22 protein-coding genes are annotated in these 23,342 nt (G+C 29.1%); 3 read left to right on the top strand and 19 right to left on the bottom strand.

All coding sequences use genetic code 11. The annotated features are described in order from the left end of the window. Nucleotide 1 precedes the first annotated feature (1 nt). The 3 genes from BMW96_RS04845 to BMW96_RS04835 are packed head-to-tail and all read right to left on the bottom strand — an operon-like array spanning nucleotide 2 to nucleotide 3,429. Nucleotides 2-1,333 carry a 6-phospho-alpha-glucosidase gene (locus BMW96_RS04845; protein ID WP_092353068.1) on the bottom strand — a complete coding sequence of 444 codons (1,332 nt, stop codon included), beginning with the start codon at nucleotides 1,331-1,333 and terminating at the stop codon, nucleotides 2-4. A gap of 19 nt (nucleotides 1,334-1,352) precedes the next feature. Then, nucleotides 1,353-1,844, bottom strand: coding sequence for a hypothetical protein (locus BMW96_RS04840; protein ID WP_092353066.1), 492 nt, complete (start codon nucleotides 1,842-1,844; stop codon nucleotides 1,353-1,355). Between the two features lie 25 nt (nucleotides 1,845-1,869). Further along, nucleotides 1,870-3,429, bottom strand: coding sequence for an alpha-glucoside-specific PTS transporter subunit IIBC (locus tag BMW96_RS04835; protein ID WP_092353064.1), 1,560 nt, complete (start codon nucleotides 3,427-3,429; stop codon nucleotides 1,870-1,872). 198 nt (nucleotides 3,430-3,627) lie between these two features. Between BMW96_RS04835 and asnB the strand changes: the two genes are divergently transcribed. Further along, nucleotides 3,628-5,448 (top strand): asparagine synthase (glutamine-hydrolyzing), encoded by a 1,821-nt coding sequence (gene asnB / locus BMW96_RS04830; protein ID WP_244881258.1) that lies wholly within the window; start codon nucleotides 3,628-3,630, stop codon nucleotides 5,446-5,448. Between the two features lie 840 nt (nucleotides 5,449-6,288). Here the strand turns inward: asnB and BMW96_RS04825 are convergent. The 9 genes from BMW96_RS04825 to BMW96_RS04785 form a co-directional block, all read right to left on the bottom strand. After that, a complete protein-coding gene (locus BMW96_RS04825) occupies nucleotides 6,289-6,543 on the bottom strand; it encodes a type II toxin-antitoxin system RelE family toxin (protein WP_157796140.1) in 255 nt (84 codons plus the stop codon). Beyond that, complete coding sequence (gene relB, locus BMW96_RS04820) at nucleotides 6,540-6,758, bottom strand: type II toxin-antitoxin system RelB family antitoxin (RefSeq protein ID WP_092353060.1); 219 nt, start codon at nucleotides 6,756-6,758, stop codon at nucleotides 6,540-6,542. Before relB ends, BMW96_RS04825 begins: the two co-directional genes overlap by 4 nt. Nucleotides 6,759-6,949: 191 nt before the next feature. Further along, entirely contained in the window at nucleotides 6,950-7,177 is a 228-nt protein-coding gene (gene rhuM / locus BMW96_RS04815) for a RhuM family protein (RefSeq protein ID WP_092353058.1), read from the bottom strand. Nucleotides 7,178-7,857: 680 nt separating this feature from the next. Beyond that, nucleotides 7,858-8,235 carry a hypothetical protein gene (locus tag BMW96_RS04810; RefSeq protein WP_092353056.1) on the bottom strand — a complete coding sequence of 126 codons (378 nt, stop codon included), beginning with the start codon at nucleotides 8,233-8,235 and terminating at the stop codon, nucleotides 7,858-7,860. Nucleotides 8,236-8,297: 62 nt separating this feature from the next. Further along, nucleotides 8,298-9,059, bottom strand: a complete 762-nt coding sequence (aroD, locus tag BMW96_RS04805; RefSeq protein ID WP_092353054.1) for a type I 3-dehydroquinate dehydratase — start codon at nucleotides 9,057-9,059, stop codon at nucleotides 8,298-8,300. Between the two features lie 121 nt (nucleotides 9,060-9,180). Beyond that, a complete protein-coding gene (locus BMW96_RS04800) occupies nucleotides 9,181-10,062 on the bottom strand; it encodes an ROK family protein (protein WP_092353052.1) in 882 nt (293 codons plus the stop codon). Between the two features lie 58 nt (nucleotides 10,063-10,120). After that, on the bottom strand, nucleotides 10,121-11,038 hold the full coding sequence (locus BMW96_RS04795; RefSeq protein ID WP_092353049.1) for an ABC transporter permease subunit: 918 nt from the start codon (nucleotides 11,036-11,038) through the stop codon (nucleotides 10,121-10,123). After that, nucleotides 11,019-11,954 (bottom strand): ABC transporter ATP-binding protein, encoded by a 936-nt coding sequence (locus BMW96_RS04790; RefSeq protein ID WP_092353047.1) that lies wholly within the window; start codon nucleotides 11,952-11,954, stop codon nucleotides 11,019-11,021. The genes BMW96_RS04795 and BMW96_RS04790 overlap by 20 nt, the downstream gene beginning before the upstream one ends. Continuing rightward, nucleotides 11,938-15,048: a hypothetical protein gene (locus BMW96_RS04785; protein WP_092353045.1), complete on the bottom strand. Its 3,111-nt coding sequence runs from the start codon at nucleotides 15,046-15,048 to the stop codon at nucleotides 11,938-11,940. Before BMW96_RS04785 ends, BMW96_RS04790 begins: the two co-directional genes overlap by 17 nt. 155 nt (nucleotides 15,049-15,203) lie before the next feature. Between BMW96_RS04785 and BMW96_RS04780 the strand changes: the two genes are divergently transcribed. Together BMW96_RS04780 and brxF are read left to right on the top strand one after the other, a co-directional pair. Continuing rightward, on the top strand, nucleotides 15,204-15,566 hold the full coding sequence (locus tag BMW96_RS04780; RefSeq protein ID WP_092353043.1) for a hypothetical protein: 363 nt from the start codon (nucleotides 15,204-15,206) through the stop codon (nucleotides 15,564-15,566). Nucleotides 15,567-15,698: 132 nt separating this feature from the next. Beyond that, entirely contained in the window at nucleotides 15,699-16,127 is a 429-nt protein-coding gene (brxF, locus tag BMW96_RS04775) for a BREX-3 system P-loop-containing protein BrxF (RefSeq protein ID WP_092353041.1), read from the top strand. Between the two features lie 94 nt (nucleotides 16,128-16,221). On the opposite strand, the gene BMW96_RS04770 is transcribed toward brxF, so the two are convergent. Genes BMW96_RS04770 through BMW96_RS04740 form a run of 7 tightly spaced genes read right to left on the bottom strand, consistent with a single transcriptional unit; the run spans nucleotide 16,222 to nucleotide 23,336 of the window. Next, entirely contained in the window at nucleotides 16,222-16,830 is a 609-nt protein-coding gene (locus BMW96_RS04770; RefSeq protein ID WP_092353039.1) for a V-type ATP synthase subunit D, read from the bottom strand. Nucleotides 16,831-16,832: 2 nt separating this feature from the next. Then, a complete protein-coding gene (locus BMW96_RS04765) occupies nucleotides 16,833-18,275 on the bottom strand; it encodes a V-type ATP synthase subunit B (RefSeq protein WP_092353037.1) in 1,443 nt (480 codons plus the stop codon). Nucleotides 18,276-18,287: 12 nt separating this feature from the next. Further along, nucleotides 18,288-20,039, bottom strand: a complete 1,752-nt coding sequence (locus BMW96_RS04760) for a V-type ATP synthase subunit A (RefSeq protein WP_092353035.1) — start codon at nucleotides 20,037-20,039, stop codon at nucleotides 18,288-18,290. A 15-nt stretch (nucleotides 20,040-20,054) separates the two neighbouring features. Beyond that, a complete protein-coding gene (locus tag BMW96_RS04755) occupies nucleotides 20,055-20,651 on the bottom strand; it encodes a V-type ATP synthase subunit E (protein WP_092353033.1) in 597 nt (198 codons plus the stop codon). A 12-nt stretch (nucleotides 20,652-20,663) separates the two neighbouring features. Further along, complete coding sequence (locus tag BMW96_RS04750) at nucleotides 20,664-20,972, bottom strand: V-type ATP synthase subunit F (protein WP_003537296.1); 309 nt, start codon at nucleotides 20,970-20,972, stop codon at nucleotides 20,664-20,666. A gap of 19 nt (nucleotides 20,973-20,991) precedes the next feature. Beyond that, nucleotides 20,992-21,423 (bottom strand): ATP synthase subunit C, encoded by a 432-nt coding sequence (locus tag BMW96_RS04745; RefSeq protein WP_092353031.1) that lies wholly within the window; start codon nucleotides 21,421-21,423, stop codon nucleotides 20,992-20,994. A 20-nt stretch (nucleotides 21,424-21,443) separates the two neighbouring features. Further along, nucleotides 21,444-23,336 (bottom strand): V-type ATP synthase subunit I, encoded by a 1,893-nt coding sequence (locus tag BMW96_RS04740; RefSeq protein ID WP_092353029.1) that lies wholly within the window; start codon nucleotides 23,334-23,336, stop codon nucleotides 21,444-21,446. Nucleotides 23,337-23,342: the final 6 nt, after the last annotated feature.

Below are 23,342 nucleotides of genomic sequence, written 5' to 3'. Positions count from 1 at the left end.
ATTATTTCAACTCTGGCCAGAATTCTTTATTAGCTTCAATTAAATCATCTAAGATCAATTTCGCTATTCTTGCACTTGGTACTGTTTTTGATAATGTAATTGCCTGCCATAATTTTTGATAACTTCCTGTTATCCATGCATCTACTACCAATTTTTCTACCGATACTTGTTGTTCCATTAACCCTTTTTGGAATTGTGGTATTGATCCTTGACAAATTCTTTCATATCCATTGCTTCCTACGATACATGGAATTTCTACCATTGCACTGCGATCAAAATTTTCTATTGCTCCTTCATTTGGTACGATCAATAACATTTTTTCTTTTGTGTTTTTAGCAATTGCACATGCTAAATCTACTATATATTCTGCATGTGCATCTGGTTCAAAACCACCATCTACAGCTGTTCCTTTTTCAATAATATTTCTACAAGCTGTAAAGACATTCTTTTCACGATGTTCCATTACTTCATTTGCCCGTGTATGGTTCGGATCTGTATGTTCTACTACATAATCAGGGTATAAATAATATTTTAAATATGTGTTAGGAATCGTTTCTGGATCTAAAGCATAAATATCTTTAGCTTTTGCAAACGTTTCGATCCAGCTTTGTTCTACGTGTTGATTTGTTCCTGATAATGCATCAGCAAAACCATTAGCTGCCATATGTTTTTTGATTTCCGGCATTAAATCATTACCATCTTTATCTTCAATTTTATGCCACCATCCAAAATGATTTAATCCATAATATCCAACAGACATCTCTTTACGTGATTTTAACCCTACCATGTTAGCCATTTTTTCTTCAAGATCAATTGGCATATCACAGATATTTAAAATCTTAGAATTTGGACGTAATCTTCTTGTTGCTTCAGCTACGATAGCAGCAGGATTTGAATAATTTAACATCCAGGCATTTGGAGAATATTTTTCCATATAATCTAGGATTTCAATAACTCCACCGATAGAACGCATACCGTAAGCTATTCCACCAGGACCACAGGTTTCTTGACCAACAACATTATATTTCATTGGAATCTTTTCATCTTTTTCACGCATTGCATATAACCCAACACGAATATGACACATAACGAAGTCAACATCAGTGAAAGCTTCTTCTGGATTAGTAGTATAAGCAAACTCAACTTCTGGTGCATTTTCTTTTAAATAAATTTCACAAGCTTTAGCGATAGTTTCTTGACGCTCGGCAAAGTTATCATAGAATTTAATCTTTCTAATCGGGAAACGATCCATATGATCTAACAATAATAAACAAATCCCAGGTGTGAAAGTACTTCCACCACCAGCAATAACAACTGAATATTTCTTTTCCATTTTCTTTTTCTCCTCTTTTTTACATTAATCTAAGCGCTGCAAATAAACAAATAGTTGAAAAGGCTACTACAATGAAGCTTCCACCACCATATTGGAAAATATACTTCACTGTAAATTCCCTAAAGGTCTTGAATACTTTAATATCATAAGTTTTAACTGTTACATAGAACAAATAAGCAATAATCATAAAATATAAACTATTTAATGTTAAGGCTTGAGCTAAAAGCAATAATAAGAAGTTAATACAAGCAAATTTAATATCACCTTCTTTTAATTTTCTTTGTGCAATATTTAGTAAATAAGCAATATACGGATTAATCATTACAATCAAGAAAACTACTGCTACACTAGGCTCACTGCTCAACACTTCTGGTAAAGTAATTGAACGCATCATCGCTAACAACGATAAATATAGATAGGCAATAAACGGTGTAACCATTAAGAACACTTTAGCGATCATATAATATCGATCTAATTTTTTTAACTTCTTTTCATTAATTCTTTTTGCCATTTTCAAGACCATCCTTTTCATTTATTTATAGTAATGCTTCAAAATCTTCTCTTACACTTGGTACTTTTAGTCCTACAATTACTTGAATATTTGTTTTAGTAGCTTTTAAACCATGCGTACCAATAGATTTAAAATAGTTATCTGATTGAACTAGTTTTTCATCTTTTACATTAACTCTTAAACGAGTTGCACAATTAGTAACATCTACAATATTATCTTTACCACCTAATCCTTCAAGAATAGCAGCTGCTAAACTTTGTTTTTCTATTTTTTCACCAGCTTGTTTTTCTCTAAATTCAGCTTTAGTGTGGAATTTAATTTCTTCTTCATCATCTTCACGACCAGGTGTCTTGAAATCAAATTTTAAAATCAAGAATCTAAACACTACAAAATAAATACCTGTAAATACTAAACCTACTACTAATAATGTTAAATATGTTGGCCAATGTGTAGCCATTAACGGAATAAAATTAAGAGCTGAAATTTCAATTAATCCACCTGACATACATCCTACAACTCCTAAAGCATTAGCCACAGTAGCTAAAGTAGCAGCTAACAAGGCATGTACTACAAATAGTACTGGTGCAATAAACAAGAATGTAAATTCAATCGGTTCAGTAACACCACAAAAAATAGCAGTTAAAGTAATTGGTATTAATAAACCAGCAATTTGTTTTTTCTTTTTATCTTTTGCAGTTGCATAAAACGCAAGAGCGATCCCAGGACATCCAAATATTTTTGATAAACCAGTAAGTTGTGGCCATGCCCATGGTGCTAATTCTTTTAATGGTTTAGTTGAAGCAGCTAAGTCTGGTAAAGCGTTTGCCCAAGCTGACATTACCCCACCATTGATTACTACTGAATCATAAAAGAATGGGAAATACATTAAGTGATGCAGTCCAAATGGAATCAAGATACGTTCCATGAAAATAAATACCCAAACCCCCAATAATCCAGCATTAGAGATAAATCCCTGGAATGCTCTCATACCATCTTGTACGACTGGCCAAATTATTGCTGAAGCAAAAGCAACAGGAATTAAAACAAAGAATCCAATAATAACAACAAATGAAGCACCTGAGAATGTTCCTAACCATTCAGGTAACTCAGTATCGAAGAATTTATTGTGTAAATATACAACGATACATGAAATCATTAATGCTCCAATCATCCCCATATCCAGAGTTTTAATACTAGCAATCATTGTTAGACCACTTGTACCTCCAGTTTCTGCTGTGAAGTCAACTCCGAAAGTTCCTCCCCATTGACTTAAGATCGTACTTAAGAAATATTGGAATGTTAGATAAAGTACTAACGCTTCCATACAACATCTTGCTTGTTGTTTTTTTGCAAGACCTATCGGTAATCCAACCACAAAGATCAATGGTAACTGATTAAATACTGTCCATCCTCCTTGGAGAATAACATTCCATATCTGATACCACAATCCATCAGGGTTAGCTATACCACCCATAATTGCTTCAGTTGTAAACAATGTTCCTATACCAATAACTGTTCCTGCAAAAGCAAATAACAGTACTGGGGTAAACATTGCTCCACCAAAACGTTGAATTTTCTGTAACATATTTTTTCCTCCCTCTTTTCTTTTGACAACCATATCATAAAATATTGAAAGCCTTTTCACAATAGTTTAACCTGACTTAGAGACAAGGATATTAATTCTATTACTTATCACATTATCCGTGAATTTTCACGCCATCTTATTATGATGTTATTGGTATATATATTTAAACATCTCATATAATTAAATGGGGTGATAATAATGTGTGGTTTTTTATGTATGTATAACCATAATGATGATTTAACCAAAGAAATTTCTACATTCAATAAAATGTTATCCTTACTAAAATATCGTGGTCCAGATGATTATAATATTTCGCATGATAAGCATGTTTTATTGGGGCATTGCCGTTTATCAGTTATTGATATAGATGGTGGAAGACAACCTTTTAAATATACTTATAACGATGTTGAATATTCTATTGTTTACAATGGTGAAATCTACAATATGGATAGCATTAAAGAACAGTTAATTAATGAAGGATTTCATTTTAAAAGTCAAAGCGATACCGAGGTAGTTGTTGCTAGTTTTGTAGCATATGGAACTAGATGTTTAAATTTATTTGATGGTATTTTCTCTTTTGTTATTGCTTATCAAGGAAAAATATTTGCTGCAAGAGATCAATTAGGTGTAAAACCTTTATTCTATTACCAAAAAGAAGATCTTTTTATCTTTAGTAGTGAAATAAAATGTATTCTTATGTATTTACAATGTTGTATAATTGATGAAACTGGCATAAAAGAACTTTTAGGATTAGGTCCTAGTATATCTCCTGGTAGAACAATTTATAAAGACATATATAGTTTACGACCTGCTCATTACATGAATGCATATAATGGCTTCAAAGAAATAAATCGTTATTGGGCTCTAGAACGATATAACCATAAACGTACTTATGAAGAAACTGTATATGATGTTAGATGTCTTGTAAATAATAGTATTAAACAGCAGTTATTAAGTGATGTTCCTATTTCTTGTATGTTATCAGGTGGACTGGATTCAAGTATTATTACTGGTGTTGCTAGTCAATATGTTTCAAAACTCGCAACTTATAGTGTTGATTATCAAGATCAAGAAAAATATTTTCAACCTTATGAATATCAAACAACTAGAGATGACCATTATATAGAAGAAATGCGTTTACGTTATAACACGAACCATAAAACTGTCACTCTATCTCAAAAACAACTAGTTATGGCACTAAAAGAATCACTTATTGCTAGGGATGCTCCTGGAATGGCTGATATTGATTCAAGTTTTCTGTTATTTTCTAAAGAAATTTCTCAAAATCATAAAGTTGTTCTTTCTGGAGAATGTGCTGATGAAATATTTGGAGGATATCCCTGGTTTTATCGTAAAGAATTAACAAGTATTGATGGCTTTCCATGGATGCGTGAATTAGATAAACGAATGGAATTATTTTCTGATGATATAAAAGCATTAAATATTAAAAACTATGTTTTAGATAAGTATCATCAAACACTAAATGAAATTGATTATCATGACAGTACTTTTGAAGATGAAAATAAAAGAAAAATGATATATCTAAATCTAGAATGGTTTATGCAAACCCTTTTAACCCGTGGTGATAGTCAAACAATGCGCAGCTCAATAGAATTAAGAGTGCCATTTGCTAATAAAGAAATAATTTCTTATCTCTATAATGTTCCTTGGCATTATATGTATCACAACGATATAGAAAAAGGCTTATTACGTGATGCTTTTAAAGATTTTTTACCGTCTGACATATATAACCGTAAAAAGAATCCATATCCAAAAACTCATTCTCCAATCTATCGTGATTTGATTGTAGAATTGTTGAAAGAATCATTAAAAGATCAAGATAATATCTTACTCAAACTATTTAATTATGAAAAATTATTAGATTTAATAAATTCTGGGGGAGAATCTTTTAAATATCCATGGTTTGGGCAATTAATGACTGGTCCACAGCTATTAGCCTATATTTATCAAATATATTTGTGGGGCAGAATTTATCATATAAAAATAGAACTAGAATAATCGAAAAATTATAAATTTATATATTTATTTACACACTATATTAAAGATTTAAAGGCACATACTGGGTTATATGTTAGTATGTGCCTTTTGATATTCAAAAAGTATCGAAAATGTATCAAATTTTTTGAATTATAAATAAATTTATTTTTTTAATGGAATAATATCTTCTTTTTCAATTTTAGTCGAAATTTTATTAATATAATCTCGTATTATTATATTTAATAATATCGCAAGATACTGTTTAATATTTATATCAAAATTATTTATTGAGATTAAATTCAAATAATTACAATGAATCAGCTTATTTCTATAATTACTAATATAAATCTATGATTACCTTTCCGTTCATTGTTCGAGTCAAGTCTAATTTTTTTCATTTATATATTTGTATATCTCATGTGTTTTATCATTAAATAATATACAATCATAAGGTCCTCTTGTAATATCAAACTAAGCGATATGGGTTTAAAACGTTTATTAAATTATATTAGATCGTTGTTTATGAAATATTTTTAAAACACATCTAAAAAGGATACTACTAAAAATGGATGAAGAAACATATATACACCATATTAACGAGCTATAAAAACAAATCATAATGCTCTAAAAACAAATTATGCAATTGTAATAAAATATTGGAGCTGTAATCATTAAAATCTAAACAATAAATCAACCAGGTAAATTTTAGATCCATCAAAACATAATAATATTGCACATGCTATATCAATGTATGGCAATAGATATCAAGTATTTTTTATGTATGTACTTTTTTATATGTACGTTGTTTCTATAAAGCATAATAAAAGGCACAGCCTAAATATTTGCAAAAGAAAAAGAAACCTATTTATAGATTTCTCTTCTATGACCAACATTAATAACAAGTATAATAAGCTTATCATCTTCTATATTGCATAAAATACGATAATCTCCCACTCTATATCTCCATTGATTTTTTAAATTACCTTTTAATGCTTTCCCATAAATACGTTTACCTAGATTTTTTTCAATCCAATTTACTAGCATTAACTTTGTGTAGTTATCCATTTTCTTGAGCTGTTTTAATGCAGTTTTAGAAAAAACAACATTATATCTCATAATCCTAATTCCTTTTTTACCTCATCCATAGAATAGGTAGTTGAATCATTTAAATATTCTTTATGTGCTTGTTCTGCTAATGCGACATCATATTCATCTTCGATTTTTTCAAGTAAAGCTTTTTTTAAAGCTTCACCCAAAGAACATCCATGAAACCTCGCATAACTTCTAAATAATTTTTCTTCTTCTTCATTCAATCTAATTGAGAAACTCATATAGCCTACTCCCTTTCGTAATACAGTGTACTACATCAACTGATATATGTCAATATATCAATATGATTCCCTTGTAACTTAAATATATAATGATTTTCCTCCTACATAAAACAACAACATAACCATGAAATAAAATTACAATCAATATATACTCTTTTTCTTCTTTTTTTAAATTAGTGGTTGATTCTATATCAAGATTTTAGGTCGTAATCAATGCTGATTGCATATATTTCCAATACTTTTTCAGAAAAACAAATATCACAGATACGAATCAATAATTCATCAAAATAGATTCCACATCTAAGATTCTTAAATCGATCATCATCTAATACGAAACCTTTTTTCATATATTCTTTCAAAATCAAAATTACCCATATTCTAAATTGTATTCCTCTAAGGGCTTTTATTCTAGCATCCAAACCCCTTCAACAATTGAAGAAACAAACACTTCATTATCAACCTCTACTTCTCCCATTGTTTTTTACTATATTCAAATTCATCATCTGAAAATTCTAAAGGATTTTCTCTATGAATGAAATCATAAAGCCCATTTTTATCAATACCATGTAAAATCTCTAATTCCAAAACTTGAGAAGAAACTTTCCCTTTGCATTTACTTCTATCCCAAAACCAGATTTCATGATAGCTTTAGGATCTTGCTAAAACGATTGGATTATATGTTCAATATACTCTCCTGTATAGGACAGCATCACCTCAACAGAAAAATCTATTTCCAACATATTATCAATATAGAAATTAGAAAAGCATAATCCGCCAATGTTATTTCAAAAATCTTCAATATAAATGAGTAAGCAAATTACATGACTTTAGCATATATATGCAACAACATTATTTACTAATAATGTAAACCACACAAGATTTATTAAGACATAGCAGTTTTAAAACTACTATGGACGTTTACACACATATTAATAACGATCATAAAAATAGTATCGTTAATGATATTTTCAGTTTAAAAACGTCGAAAAAGCGGCGAAAACAAACAATGATATAAAAACTCTTAACTAATTTGGCTCTAAGACAAAGTTTTTAAGCAATTTATCAAATAATAATTAATAGAACTAGATTAATCGAAAGATTATTTTAGTTCTATACTTACATATTCATCTTTTAATTTTATATCTTTGATATATTCATTATCAATAATAATACTTTCATCATTAATTACTAAATAAGGGATATCTTTAACAGTTTCCTTCAATACCTTATTTAAATCTAAATTAATAATTCCATATTTAATTACTCCTTTAATATCAATAATAATTTCATTTTCTACTCTTATTCTAGCAATTGCTTTTAATTTAGTATCAATATTATAGTAATTCAAATTCGCTTTAATATGAATATAATTATCAATTTTAATCTCTAAATTATTTAAAACAATATCTTTATAATCAAATAATTTAGGATATAAATATTTACACAACTTTTCTAATTCATTTTGATTTATTAACATTTAATCACCTAATTTATATTATGAAATACTTAAAAAAAAGTGTAAAAAAAGGACTAAAAGTCCTAATTATTTTCATGAATGATTTTTAACATCATATTTAATGAACGAACATCAATTTGTCCTAACGCAGAAGCATCATGATCTTTTCCAAAAGTAATTGCAGAACCAAACTGTTCACCTAAAATTCTTGTTGCAGTTCCTAGATTTGACATAGACATTGTCACAATTGGCTTATCATGTATTTCATTAGCTCGTAAAGTCATCTCTAAAACTAATAAAACATCTTTGTAATCTTCTGGCATAACTGCCAATTTAATAATATCTGCTTCTAATGAATCCATTTGTTTAATTTTCTCTAACATAGTATCTAAACTTGGCGTTCTAGTAAAATCATGGTTAGACATAATAACTTTGCAATTTGATTCGTGAATCATATTATTCAACGTAATAATAGTATTTGTCCCACTTGATAATTCAACATCATATATATCAAATGCTCCACTTTCTAAAGCTAAGGAATATAAATTAATGTATTCTTCATAACTTAGATTTCCTAAGCCACCTTCTTTAACACTTCGATAAGTTAAAATAAGAGCCTGTTTTATTTCTAAAGAAGCTATCATTTTAAATAACTCATTTAATTTTTGATGATTTAATAAATCCTTAAAATAATCAATTCTAAGTTCAATTAAATCTATTTCAAGATCTTTCAATCTAATTAGATCCGTAATAATCGCTTGATGATTATCACTTATCACTGGTACACATACTTTTGGAATCCCTTCACCAATTAAGATATCTTTTACTTTACATATTCTACTCATATGTCATCCCCCTAAAACCATGCTTAATCTATAATCAAAGTGGTATATACATAATTAATTACCTTTTATACTATACCATTATTAAGACCAATATGATACTTTTTTATTATAAAAATTTAAATTATTTTGCCATTATATGATGATACAGAGCCCCTATCAAATTTGCCTCATTATAATGTTTACAACCCATGACCTTTGGTATTAATAACTGACTAGTCTGATTATAAATTGACATTACTGCATCATTAATCATGTCAATTAAAATCTCTTGCCTCGATATTCCACCACCAATACAAATAATTTCAGGATCATACATATACTGCAGATTATATAATTGAATTGCAATATCAAAACAAAAAGATGATAATACCTGAGTTACTTTTTTGTCTTTTTGCTTTACCAGTTCAAATATTTCTCTTCCATTTATATTATCTATTCCTAAAACTCTTGCTACCCGTTTACAAAGTGCTTTAGTTGATGCTATATCTGACCAAGTTACAATTTTACATTGACTTTCACCATAATCAACTATAACATTACTAATTTCCCCTGCAAATAAATTAGCACCATGATGAATCTTTTTATCTTTAATTACCACTCCCCCGATTCCAGTACCCAGTACAATTACTACTGCATCTTTATAATTTACACCATTACCACACCACATCTCTGCTAACCCTGCACACTTAGCATCATTTTCAATTGTGACCTTTATACCATTACATGCTTTTGATAGCATCTTTGTTAAACATATTCCTTCTAAATAAGGATAAGCCACAATCGTTTTAATCACTCCTGTTTTAGTGTTTATAACCCCAGGACATGATAAAGCTATCCCTTTAATTTCATATTTACTTTCAAAATATATTTTACTTAAAGTATCAATAAATATATCTAAATCAGTTAATTCAGAAATAAATTCATCTTTATCTATAATTTCCCCTTGTTCATTTAAATAACCATATTTTATTACTGTACCACCAATATCAAATACTAAATACATTTTTATCACCCTATCTAATTATAAAACAAAAGAGCCACAATTAATATGGCTCAAATAATTAAATATCTTTTTTCAACATCGTTTTAAATGATACTCCATATAAAACAGCTGCCCCTATTATATAACTAAATGTCACTAACAAACCATTTAATGATGTATTAATATCATAATAACATACATTAGCAAGAGCTACATCAATATCAACAGCTTCAGAAATATATAAATTAGTAAATATTGTAAATATAGCATTTGTACTTTGTGAAAGTGATAAATCTCCAATACTACCTAAAAAGTTGTTAAATATTAATCCGAAATGATAATTTAAATCAAAGATATATAAATTAAATTGATTATAATATCCAAGTTGAGTCAATATCACTCTTACAATTGGAATAATTCCAAATATTAATCCTGCTAATGCTACCATAATCAAAACAGCAGGCACTTTCTTTTTAAATATTGTTGATAAAAATGTTCCTAACCCACCAATAATAAAAATTACAACCATACCATAAACAATAAATACTAATGTAGCTTTAATAATCAGTAACAAAATATCTTTTTCAACTCCACTAAATAAACAAAAAACCAAGATAAATACTGAAAAGCTTGTAATCAAATAAACAACACTGCCTAAAATCATTCCTGATATTTTACCAGCAACTAAATGCATTCGAGTAATTTCTTTTGATAACAACAATCTAATTGTACCCTCATGTATCTCCTGTGCAAACAAACCAGTAGAACTATTAGAACAAATAATCCAAATCATTATCCCTACAATTATCATAAAAGCCATTAAACTATAAATATTCATAATATTATTAGAAAAACGAGCATAAGTTAAAATACTTTCTGATAAATTATTATATATATATGCAAACAGTAAACCAAATGCCCCACTAATCAACCAAACAACTGTGACAGGAATAACCTTAAACATCTTTGTAAAAGTCTTACATAACAACACTTTCATTCTCATTATCCTCCACAACTTGCTGATAGAGTTTCTCTAAAGTAATTACTTCTTCTTTAAATAAATCTAATTCAACATCATTTTCATAAATAAATTTAATTAAATCCCGCTTACAAACAGCTTTATCCTTTGTTGTAATTCTAAAAACATTTTTTTCTAAATTATAATTATAACCATTAATATCCAGATACTTCTTCAATAAACTATTTTGTTTAGTACTAACCAATACCTTTTCTTGATTAAATCCCTGTTGTACAACCTCAATAGGCTGATTTAAAACAACATGTCCTTTATTAATCATAACTACATGATCAATAATCATTTCTAATTCACTTAATACATGCGAACTTATTAATACTGTCATTTTACGTTGACTAACCAGCTTTTTCAAAGTTTGAATAATTTCGCTTCTACTAGTCGGATCTAGGTTTGCAGTTGGCTCATCTAATAATAATACTTCAGGATCATGAAGCATCGCCTGTATCAAGCCAACTTTTTTCTTCATTCCCGTAGAAAACTTAGCAACTTTTTTTAATTTATGTTCTAATAATCCAAACTCGTCTAATAATTCCAAAGCCCTTTTTACCGCTGTATCAAAATCCAGATTTGATAACTGCCCCATATAAACAAGATATTCCAGACAGCTCATATCACTATAAAAATTAGGAAATTCAGGTGAATAGCCCATTAATTTTTTAGCTTCATTAGAACCTAAAGGATAACCTTTTATTGACCCACTTCCACTACTTGGAAAGATAAGTCCCATTAATAAAGACATCGTTGTTGATTTTCCTGCACCATTTGGTCCAATAATTCCATAAATCTTTCCACCTTCTAATTCAAAGGATAGATCATCAATTGCTTTAAATGATCCAAAAAACTTATTCATCTGCTCAACTTTAATTATTTTTTCCATGTCTTACACCCACTTTCTTTTCCAACCGATATTTTGGGTATACAACAGTAAATATACCTGCTGATACAATTATTAAAGTTAATAAAATTGCGAAATATTTAATTATCGAAGATTTATGCACTTCAATTTGCTTAGTTATATGTGTAACTTTGCCCTGTCCATCATCATAAGAAAAGACAAGTCGATGTTTACCTGCCAATAATTTTAAATCAATCTTTTCTGCTGTACTAGTTGCAATCAGACTTCCTTGATCATAAACACTCATCATCCCTGATTTTTCACTTTGATATTTAATAGTGATATCCCCACTATTAAACTTTTCATGCTCAAAATCAACTAACTTAAAATCACAATGATCATCAAAAGCATATAATTGCCCACCATTATTTTCAATTAAGATTTGTCCACTATTTAATGTTCTTGCACTAACTGCATCAATATTACAACCAGCTACTAATACTTCATTTTTATAATCATAAATCTGATTATTGTCATCACCTTTTATTATGATTTTACTCTGTCCTAAAACAGGCACTATAATTAAATCAGAATATTTAAGATTATCCAAATTACATACCTTCAACTCCTTTAAACTTTTCCCATCCAGAATTCTAAGTTTAATATAATTATTATTTTGACTATAATCAAAATAAATATAACCTAGTTCCCTAACATTATCATCATTTATATCTTCCAATTGATATATAATTTGTCCATTATCATCAATATTAATAGGAATAATATTTTCTAATACAGCTGGTGTACTTTCTTGACCATATTCATCACTTTCTCTTTTAATATCAGTAATTAAAGTTCCATCCTTACCACTTATAATTTTTTGTTTATTTTCTGGTGTATTAAATAACAGATCATCAATTCCATCATGATTATAATCAATTCCTGTTAATGTAAAACTCTCTCCCCAATCAAAAACCCCATCTTCCATTAAATTAAAACGTACTGATAAATTTTTTGGATCAATAGCCTGATAATACTGACATCCATTTTTATTACGAGCATTAATTACAAATAAATTAATTCCTTTATGATCCAAATCACCTATTACTTTAACTTGTTGATTATTTAATAGATTCTTATCATACTTTTTAACAAGATTACTTTTTTGATAAGTTATCTCATATCCATTTTTATTTGAATAATAAACACGCATCTCCGTTTCACCAACACTAACTAAATCACTAATTCCATCATTATTTAAATCTCCAGCATCAATAACTGTTCCATTATCTTCAACTAATTGTTCATAATGTGCTTTAAAAGTATATGTACCACCATCAATAATACAATCATCAATTAAAATTTCTTTTTTACCATCATTATTCAAATCACTAAAATAACTTATTTCATTGCCAGTTAAATACTTATTTTTCTCATCTAGCCCATTATTAATTAAAACTTTTTTATCACAAACAATATTTCCATCTCCTGCATTAATTATTAAAATATGACTTGCAATAACTTCATTTAAACTATTTTTCTCATTAACTAAAGTTAAAATTTCATTACTATCTTCATTATAATTAATTGCCTCAAAACCACTATTTAGATACTGATCTGGTATATTGACTTGCATCAAAACATCATCTCTACCATTTAAACCTAATTTAAGAATTTTATTTATTTTACCATCCTGATTACTAGAAACAAGTATTCCCTGATCCAAATCAGTTATTTTATTAACTATTTTAGAACTTCCTAATGAATTAATCGTTTTTAAATCTTCCTTCAAAATATAACTACTACCATCACTAATCTGTAATAAATAATCATTTCCATAATTACTAATATTTATTTTTACATTCTCTAAACCAACTCCTAAATTTTTTAAATCATTTTGCAAAATTAATTTACCATCTAATGAATAGACAGAAACTCTTAATATCCCTCTATTTACACTACTAGGAATAATCAATACATCTTTTCCCTGATAAGTTGACAAAGTAGTATTAGAACAATCTAAACTATATTGATCCAGTTTAATTTTACTTTTAACCTCTAAATTCTTTGTATCAATCAATAATAATGTCGGCTCAATTCCCTTATTATTAATACCAAAATCAGAAACCAAATAATAATCCTGATCACCTAAATATGCTTCTACTAACATAAGATTATCTTTAAGCATTTTCATTTTATATCCATTAAAAGCTTTAGAAAATACACCAGTAGCATAAACTGTTTCCTTTCCTTCACTAGGATTATATCGTGATTGTTCAGTTAATCGCTTAGATATCTTATCTTGACTAACTACACTTAATTCTAGTTCTTTGATTACTTCACCTGTACCAATATCCATTTGATAAAGTTTATCGATTTCACTAGTAACATATAATTTATCTTTTAAAATTAAGATATCCCAAACATTCATATTTACTTCTTGCTTTTCATTGTTGTGATATTTAACTTCTATATCTAATGGCTTAACAACAGTTGTCCGATAATTGAGATCACCCCTTTTCTTATCAATACTGATTACCTGTCCTTGCTGAGTTGTAAAGATGATTTGATTATCAAATATGACCATTTTCCAAATATTATCTTTGTCCTCATAATCAAAAATAACCTCTTTTTTATCAGCATCTATAGCTAATAAATGATGATCATAAATTAAATAAACTATTTTATCATTACTTAATATTTGTCTTACAATTGAATTTTCTACAATTACACTATTATTTTCATCAATTGTTTTATGTGTTAATGCAGTTTCATATAAAACTTTAGAATTTTTAGAACTAACTATTTGGAAATTGCTATAACCAGTACCTGTTTTTAGATAAACTGCAACATCCTTTACACCATCATTATCAATATCATCAATTACTTCAAAACGTTTAACTGGATGATTAAGATTAATAATAAAATTTACATCATCAACAAACTCTAACCCTTCATCACTAGCAACCATCATCCCCTTTAGTTCATCACTAAGTACAACTTCTTTTGCGACAACATCTCCCTTTACCTCTTTTCCCTGACTATACGATTCAATACTTGTAACTTTCTTTGCCCCTTGAATAGGTATTGGCACAATCATCAACAATATTACTACTAATGATAATAATTTTTTCATGATATTCCTCCTAACTGTATCACTATGATTAATACAGTTTTATTATAACACCACATCAACTGTATTACAATATGTAGTACACTTATTTTATAATTAATTACAGACAATTTTAATTAATATTATGATATACTTAAATTAGAGGTGATTATAAATATATGAAAAAACTTAATATTCTTATTATTATATTAATTATACTTACAGGTTGTAATACAAATAATAAAATTAGACTTGAATATGCTGATAAAATAGATTTAAAACTTACAAGTGAAAAAGGACTTATTGAAATTCAGCTAGATTATGATGAAGCAAAAATATTTGTTGATAATATTAATAAATTAGAAGTTGAAAAAATTAGTAAACAGAATATTAAAGGATGGAGCCTTTATGCAAGAGGTTTTGACAAAAACAATAAAGAATTATTTAAAATATCATTTTTAAATTCACTAGTTAACATTAATAATGACTGGTATCAAACAAATCAAGATAGTATTATAAAAATCACTGATAATTACAAATAAATCGACATTATTCCCCAGGAAATATCTTATAATATTACTATCAAATAACAATTAATAATGATAAAATAAATATATAAGATACATTCGATTTTTATAATATTTTTAGATTCGTTAAAAAAGGAGGTTAAAATTATGGATCAATTACTTAAAGAAATCGAAGTTGCAAAAAACATTGAAAATAAACTAATATTAATTATTGGTAGTCCTGGTAGTGGTAAATCAAAACTTATTCATGAATACAGTGATTATTGTGGTATCCCTATTTTAAATTTAGATAATATTTTTAAAGATAATGCAACTGATTTAGTAAAAATTATGGATGATTTTTTACAAACATATGATAAAGATATTTTATTACTAGATAATAAAAGAATTCTTTATGCTAAAGATTCAAACATTGATATGTTAGCTTTTTTAAAAGCATTAGCTAAAAAAGTTATTGTCATTGCTACTTGGAATGGTAGAATTGAAGATAATAATTTAATTCATATTCGCTCTAATTCCCCTACAGATTTGACATATTCATTAACTAATGAAGACATTAAATTTATTCAAAAATAATTTACATCTTTAATCAATTAAGTTAAAGTGGTTACATTTTATTATGTAATCACTTTTCTTTTAATAACAAAAAAAGACTCAAATAATATGAGTCTCATCGTTTCATTTCTTTAATAACTTTTTGACGTGTAAATTCTTCTCTCTCTTTTTCTTCTAAAGCTTCAGATATAACTTTTATTGTTGATTCAAAACGAGGAATTGAAATATTTTTTAATGCATTAGCTCTTTTTTGTGTCTTTCGGATTGTATTTGCTAAACGATAGACACTATTTTCAACCTCTGCCAATAATACTGTTAATTGTTTTACATTATAAAAACAATTATAGGCATAATCAACTCTTGAATTAGAACGTTCAATATCATATGTCATCTTCAATGGTTGTTTGTTATATGATATTTTTGGTATTTCAACCCCCATAACACTGCGATAAGCAATTGAAATTCCATAATCTTCAGGTGTACTGTTAACTATGTCAGTAATTAATCCCATTGAGATATTAGCTTCCTGAAGAGCATCATATGCTTCTTGATATGAAGATGTAATCTGATCACGAATAATTTTTACATCATCTAATAAAGTCATCATTTCTTTAATCAAAACATTACGTTTTTGATCCATTAGATTATATCCAAGGTTAGCTAATTGCAATGATTTTTTCATTGCAATTAAATTACCTTTAGTAGGAACTACTTTCAAGGCCATAATTATTCACCTTCTTCTTGTAATTCTTTAATAATCTTCTTTTCTTTAATATTAAAGCGCTCAATTGCTTTTTCATGGTTATAATATTGATCCAGCAATGTGTTATCAAGACGATCTAGTGCCTCACGTGGAAGAACTGAAACTAGATTCCATCCTAAATCCAATGTCTCTTCAATACTACGATTAGTATCAAAACCTTGGTTGATAAAATGTTCTTCAAATAAATGACCAAAGCTAATATATTTTTTATCTAAATCTGATAATTCATCTTCACCAATAACAGAAGTCAAAGAACGTACATCTTGAACATGAGCATAACATGCAAACAACTGGTTAGCAATATCTTGATGATCTACACGTGTAAATCCTTCACCAATACCATCTTTCATTAAACGACTTAATGAAGGTAATACTCCTACTGGAGGATAAACACCAGCTGAATTTAAATCAACATCCAATGTAATTTGCCCTTCTGTAATATAACCTGTTAAATCTGGTACTGGATGAGTAATGTCATTGTTAGGCATTGTAAGAATTGGAATTTGAGTAACAGACCCTTCTGCATCCTTAATAATTCCTGCTCTTTCATACAATGAGGCAAGATCCGAATATAAATAGCCAGGATATCCTTTACGACCTGGAATCTCACCTTTACTTGAAGAGAATTCACGCAATGCTTCACAATAAGAAGTTACATCAGTATATATTACTAGTACATGCATATTTTGTTTAAAAGCTAAATATTCAGCAGCAGTTAAAGCACAACGAGGTGTTAAGATACGTTCAATGATTGGATCATTTGATAGATTCAGGAACATAACTACTCTTTCCATAACCCCTGCTTCTTTAAAGCTTCGTTTAAAATATTCAGCTACATCATTAGTTACTCCCATAGCTGCAAAAACAACTGCAAATCCTTTACCAGCCTCATCAGCAATTTTTGCCTGTTTAACGATTTGAACCGCTAAACGATCATGTGGTAAACCAGATACTGAGAAAATTGGTAACTTTTGTCCACGAATCAATGTAGTCAAACAGTCAATTGAAGAAATCCCAGTATTAATATAATTACGTGGATATACTCGTGATACAGGATTTAATGGTAGACCATTAATATCCATTTCAGCTTCAGCATATACTTCACCTAAACCATCAATAGGACGCCCTGCTCCAGAAAAAATTCTTCCTAGAATTTCTTTAGAAACAGGTAATTCCATCGGTTTACCTAATAATCTAGTTTTAGTATTTTCCAGTGATAAGCCATTAGTTCCTTCAAATACCTGGACAACAACTTTTTCACCTTCGATTTGAACAATTCGACCAGCTCGAGTTGTTCCATCATTTAATTGTATATCTACCATTTCATCGTATGAAGCACCTTTAACGTGGTCTAAAACGACTAATGGTCCATTAATTTCATTTAATCCTACATATTGTAGTGACATAATCATTTCCTCCTACGCTACAGATTTTATCGCTTCATCAATATCATGATAATAAGTATCTAATTTATTAATATTATCATTTGGAATATCATATTTCATTTTAATCAATTGATCAAAAATTCCCGTTTGAACGATTTGTCTAACAACCTTGCCTTGAGCAACTGCTTCTTTGCAACGATGGTTTAAGTATAAAATAACTTCCATCATTTTCAACTGTTTTTCCATTGGTACATAAGTATCATCTTTATGGAAAGCATTTTGCTGCAAATATCCAACTCGAACAACTTTAGCAATCTCAATAATTAATTTCTGATCCTCTGGTAAAACATCAGGCCCCATTAATTGAACTATCTCATTTAATTTAGCCTCTTCAGCTAAAATATAGGCAATTTCCTGACGATCACTAACAAATTTATGACCAACATTCTTACTATACCACTTTTCAAGATCATATACATAATCACTATAACTTTGAGTCCAATTTATTGCAAAATAGTGTCTAGCATAAGCCAAAGCCTTATCTAAAGCCCAGAAACAACGTACAAATCGTTTCGTATTTTGAGTAACTGGTTCAGAAAAATCTGCCCCTTGAGGTGATACTGCACCAATAATTGATACTGAACCTTCTTGACCATTTAGCGTTTCCATATATCCAGCTCGTTCATAGAATTGCGATAAACGAGATGGTAAATAAGCTGGGAAGCCTTCTTCAGCAGGCATTTCTTCTAGACGACCAGAAATTTCTCGAAGTGCTTCAGCCCAACGTGAAGTTGAATCAGCCATGATTGCAACATGATATCCCATATCACGATAATATTCAGCTAATGTTACTCCAGTATAAATGCTGGCTTCACGAGCCGCAACTGGCATATTTGAAGTATTAGCAATCAATACTGTTCTATCTGTAAGTGGTTTACCGCTCTTAGGATCAATTAATTCACTAAACTCTTCAAGAACCTGAGTCATTTCATTACCACGTTCACCACAACCAACATAAACGATAATATCAGCATCACACCATTTAGCAATTTGATGCTGTGTCATTGTCTTACCAGTACCAAAACCACCTGGAATAGCTGCAGTTCCACCTTTAGCAATTGGAAATAGTGTATCAATAACACGCTGTCCTGTTACTAACGGTATTGCTATTGGCAACCGCTTAGCTACTGGTCGAGCTTGTTTGATTGGCCATTTTTGACATAATGTACATTCAATAATTTTACCATTAGTGTCCTCAATTTTCATAATTACATCATTAATAGTATATTGACCATCTTCTACTACTTCAATTACTTTACCGCTAATTAACGGACTAACCATACATTTATGAACAATTAAATCAGTTTCTGGTGTAGTTGCATAAACAGTACCACCTTTAACTTGATCACCAGCTTTAACCATCATTGTTACATCCCATTTTTTATCAACATCTAAAGAATCTACATTACTTCCTGCATGAATAAATGCACCAGATTCTTTTTCAAGTGCTTTTAAAGGACGTTCGATTCCATCAAAGATATTTCTTAAAATTCCTGGGCCTAACGTTGCACAGATTGGTGAGCCAGTTGATACAACTGGTTCACCTGGCTTAAGACCAGTAGTAGTTTCATATACCTGGATCGTAGTAAATTCTTTAGAAATGGAAATTACTTCACCCATTAAAGAATCATTACCTACATATACCATTTCCAACATGGAAAAAGAAACTGTATCTTTTACTTTTACAACGGGTCCATTAATCGAATAAATCACATTATTGTTCATATATTAACCCCCTGTCTATTTTATCATTAATCCTGATGTCTTATAGAACCTATCTTTTTGGTTTTCTAAAGCAAAGTCTAGTGATTCATCAACAACAACATTAGTCGCCTTATTTTCAATAATAAAACCACCAATTAAAATCTTATCACTAACTTCGACCTCTATAGGCATACCATATGCTTTAATTAATTTATCTTTATATTTCAAATCTTCTTTTCTTAATTTAAGAATCGAATTTTCCATCTGGTATAATTTACCAATCTTTTCTATATGTTTAATTAAATATGCTTTATAATCTTTGCTATCTACAAACTCTACTAATTTTTCTTTAGCTTCACCAAAGATATTAGCAACATATTCCTCTCTTTTTTCAACCAATTTCTTTGTCTTTTCTTCTTGTGATAAAGAAGCTTCGACACTAGCATTCGAAGAAATCTCAACTAATTCTTTAGCTAACAATACTTCTGCATCTTTTTTAGCCTCAGCTTTAATTTGGTTATATACCTCTTCTTCAAGCTGCTTTGCCTCAGCTAATATTTTTTCTTCTTCAAAACCTGCTAGTCTTTCAATCTCTTCTTTCATATAAAGAAATACTTGTTCTTTCTTTTCCATAGCATTTTCCTTCTATAACTTCACACCAATTGCTTCAGAAACATATTTATCAATAGTTTCACCAATTTTTGATTCACCATGACGGTCTGGTATTTCTACAAGCAATGGTTTTTGTTGTTTTAACTTGATTTCTGAGATAACATCAGGCGCAAGCTCAATTAAATTAGTAGTAATTAAGATGATTCCAATCGAATCATCTTTTAATTTTGTTTCCAGTAATTCAAGAAACTCTCTTCTTTTATGAACTACTTGACCCTCAATTCCTACTAATCTAAGTCCTACCTGAGTATCTACGTTATCACTTATACAATAAAATCGCATAATGACCACATTCTTTCAATTAAATTTTGTTGATAATCAAGATTGAAATTAATAATCCGTAAATCGCAACCCCTTCACCTAAAGCAACAAAGATTAATGATTTACCAAAGTTCTTTTCATTTTCAGAGAATGCTCCAATTGCAGCAGGTGCAGCAGCAGCAACAGCAATCCCTGCCCCTAAAGCAGATAAACCTGTAGCTAAAGCGGCAGCTAAGAAACCTAAACCTTGTGCAATAGTTCCTGTAATTACTGCAGAATCTTGGGCATGTACTCCATTAGTAACTGCTGCTAAATATAATGCTAAACATACAGCTCCTACAAAACCTGCAATATGTGTTGCCAATCTAATCTTAGCACTTTTTGCACTTACTTTTCCTCTAAACATTTTAACTAATGGTAAAGATAATAAAATAACTACTAATGCTGGTAAAATAAATTCTAAAATTGTCATAATGACTTCCTCCTCAATTTCTAATCCTCTTTAATAGTTCTAAATGGAACTCCATTTCCTTCATAGTATCTACTAAACATTTCATAGAACTCTAAACGTAAAACCTGAATTCCAACAATTAATCCTTCTAAGCACATTACAAAAATATTACCAAATAAAATAACGGCTAGTTCACCAACACCACCGACCATTTCCGCCAATGTATATACAACCAACATCATTCCTGCATGAGATAAAACAAATCCCCCAACTCTTAAAAATGACATTGTGTTAGTGATAAAAGATAAGACTACTTCAAATAATTCAAAGAATCCTTCTACAAAAAACGCACCAAAACCATTTGGAAACATTTCTTCATGCTCCACAAATTTCCTAATTAATGGTTCTTTTAGGAAAATCAATAATAATGGTATGGCTATTAACACAATCACATATATTGCATTAACAAACCCTAAACCTAAAAACATATTTATTACTAAGCCCAAAATAGAAATATAAAATATTAAACCACAAACTCCATTTTGGCTCAGCAAAGCTTCACCAATATTCTTCTTTTTAAAATTTAAAACAACATTAAATCCCATTGAGATAATAATTAAAACAATTCCTAAACAAATCGCTGCAATCAATAAAGTCATTGTATTATCAGGCGACATTGCATTAAACATAGGAATTAAGATTTCCTCATTTCCAAATACCGAGCCAAAAACAATTCCAAATAAAGTACTCGAAATTCCTAATCGAACACCAACAGCTCCCAACTGAAATCCAAACTTCTTATATGCAATAAGACCAACTAATGATAAAATTAACCCTTGTCCAACATCACCAAACATTATTCCAAATAATAAAGTATAAGATAATGAAACTAGTAACGTTGGATCAGCATCATTGTATTTAGGAACTCCATACATTTCTACAAACATTCTAAATGGTCGTGAAAACCAGTTACTCTTAAGCAATGTTGGTGGTGATAATCTAACATCACTATTTGCTGGTTTAATATCAACTGTTACCTTTTCTAAAGATTCAAAATCTTCTTTAAATTTTTTAGTACTTCGTACTGGGACAAAACCATTAACAGTAAGTTTATCACCAATTACAACAACATATTTCTGCATGACAAATACATCATTTAAATGTTTTGCAATCGTATAAATTTCATTAAGCTTATCTCGATCATTTGTAAACATCTTATCAATACGCATCTTTAATTTTTTACTTTGTTCTCTTGCTACATTAGCTTCCTCTTGTATCTCACTAATTGCTAGTTCTGGCGAACCATGAACAAATGTTGGAATATGAATCCGCTCAAAATATAACGATGAAAAGATATTATCAACTTCTGGTGCATCACCAGGTGTTGTTATATACATACACCAAATAAATTGATTATCATTGTGAAAAGCTTTAAATACAAAAGGTAGTGTTTCATAATAATCTAATTTAGTGACATTATTTGCTGGAATCTTTCCAAACCTTACCTGAAGATATTTACAACTAAATAAATCATCAAAATCTACATCAATATCAGCTACATGCTGTAACTGAATAATAGCTTCTTGATTTTCAATAATCATTTGGTCCAACTGAACCTTTACTGCATCAATACGCTCAACATCAAGTAATAAATCATCTAAATATTCTTTTACTCGTAATACATTGATTTGGTTTGTTTTTACTGGTACTTCTTCTAATTTAAAATTATATTTATTTGATGCATCATTTAATCTAACCAAAATTTCTTCATATAAATTATCTTGATTATATACACTTAGTCCTGTTACACTATCAATAAACTTAGAGGCTAATTCAGGATGAAAATCATCATGGCTAAAAAGCTTTAATAATACTTCATTATAATGATACTTATCAAAATTAATACTCACTAAGTTTAATCTTGAGATTGCCATTTTATC

Origin of the sequence: Thomasclavelia cocleata (assembly GCF_900102365.1) — a bacterium.
GTDB lineage: Bacteria > Bacillota_I > Bacilli_A > Erysipelotrichales > Coprobacillaceae > Thomasclavelia > Thomasclavelia cocleata.
Note: the sequence above shows the minus strand (reverse complement) of the source record. Positions and strands in the feature narration are given on the sequence as shown.

Bases quoted from the DNA above. Each gene is read 5' to 3' on its own strand.
- BMW96_RS04845 (WP_092353068.1), bottom strand. From the start codon at position 1,333: ATGGAAAAGAAATATTCAGTTGTTATTGCTGGTGGTGGAAGTACTTTC.
- BMW96_RS04840 (WP_092353066.1), bottom strand. From the start codon at position 1,844: ATGGCAAAAAGAATTAATGAAAAGAAGTTAAAAAAATTAGATCGATAT.
- BMW96_RS04835 (WP_092353064.1), bottom strand. From the start codon at position 3,429: ATGTTACAGAAAATTCAACGTTTTGGTGGAGCAATGTTTACCCCAGTA.
- asnB (WP_244881258.1), top strand. From the start codon at position 3,628: ATGTGTGGTTTTTTATGTATGTATAACCATAATGATGATTTAACCAAA.
- BMW96_RS04825 (WP_157796140.1), bottom strand. From the start codon at position 6,543: ATGAGATATAATGTTGTTTTTTCTAAAACTGCATTAAAACAGCTCAAG.
- relB (WP_092353060.1), bottom strand. From the start codon at position 6,758: ATGAGTTTCTCAATTAGATTGAATGAAGAAGAAGAAAAATTATTTAGA.
- BMW96_RS04810 (WP_092353056.1), bottom strand. From the start codon at position 8,235: ATGTTAATAAATCAAAATGAATTAGAAAAGTTGTGTAAATATTTATAT.
- aroD (WP_092353054.1), bottom strand. From the start codon at position 9,059: ATGAGTAGAATATGTAAAGTAAAAGATATCTTAATTGGTGAAGGGATT.
- BMW96_RS04800 (WP_092353052.1), bottom strand. From the start codon at position 10,062: ATGTATTTAGTATTTGATATTGGTGGTACAGTAATAAAATATGGTTAT.
- BMW96_RS04795 (WP_092353049.1), bottom strand. From the start codon at position 11,038: ATGAAAGTGTTGTTATGTAAGACTTTTACAAAGATGTTTAAGGTTATT.
- BMW96_RS04790 (WP_092353047.1), bottom strand. From the start codon at position 11,954: ATGGAAAAAATAATTAAAGTTGAGCAGATGAATAAGTTTTTTGGATCA.
- BMW96_RS04785 (WP_092353045.1), bottom strand. From the start codon at position 15,048: ATGAAAAAATTATTATCATTAGTAGTAATATTGTTGATGATTGTGCCA.
- BMW96_RS04780 (WP_092353043.1), top strand. From the start codon at position 15,204: ATGAAAAAACTTAATATTCTTATTATTATATTAATTATACTTACAGGT.
- brxF (WP_092353041.1), top strand. From the start codon at position 15,699: ATGGATCAATTACTTAAAGAAATCGAAGTTGCAAAAAACATTGAAAAT.
- BMW96_RS04770 (WP_092353039.1), bottom strand. From the start codon at position 16,830: ATGGCCTTGAAAGTAGTTCCTACTAAAGGTAATTTAATTGCAATGAAA.
- BMW96_RS04765 (WP_092353037.1), bottom strand. From the start codon at position 18,275: ATGTCACTACAATATGTAGGATTAAATGAAATTAATGGACCATTAGTC.
- BMW96_RS04760 (WP_092353035.1), bottom strand. From the start codon at position 20,039: ATGAACAATAATGTGATTTATTCGATTAATGGACCCGTTGTAAAAGTA.
- BMW96_RS04755 (WP_092353033.1), bottom strand. From the start codon at position 20,651: ATGGAAAAGAAAGAACAAGTATTTCTTTATATGAAAGAAGAGATTGAA.
- BMW96_RS04750 (WP_003537296.1), bottom strand. From the start codon at position 20,972: ATGCGATTTTATTGTATAAGTGATAACGTAGATACTCAGGTAGGACTT.
- BMW96_RS04745 (WP_092353031.1), bottom strand. From the start codon at position 21,423: ATGACAATTTTAGAATTTATTTTACCAGCATTAGTAGTTATTTTATTA.
- BMW96_RS04740 (WP_092353029.1), bottom strand. From the start codon at position 23,336: ATGGCAATCTCAAGATTAAACTTAGTGAGTATTAATTTTGATAAGTAT.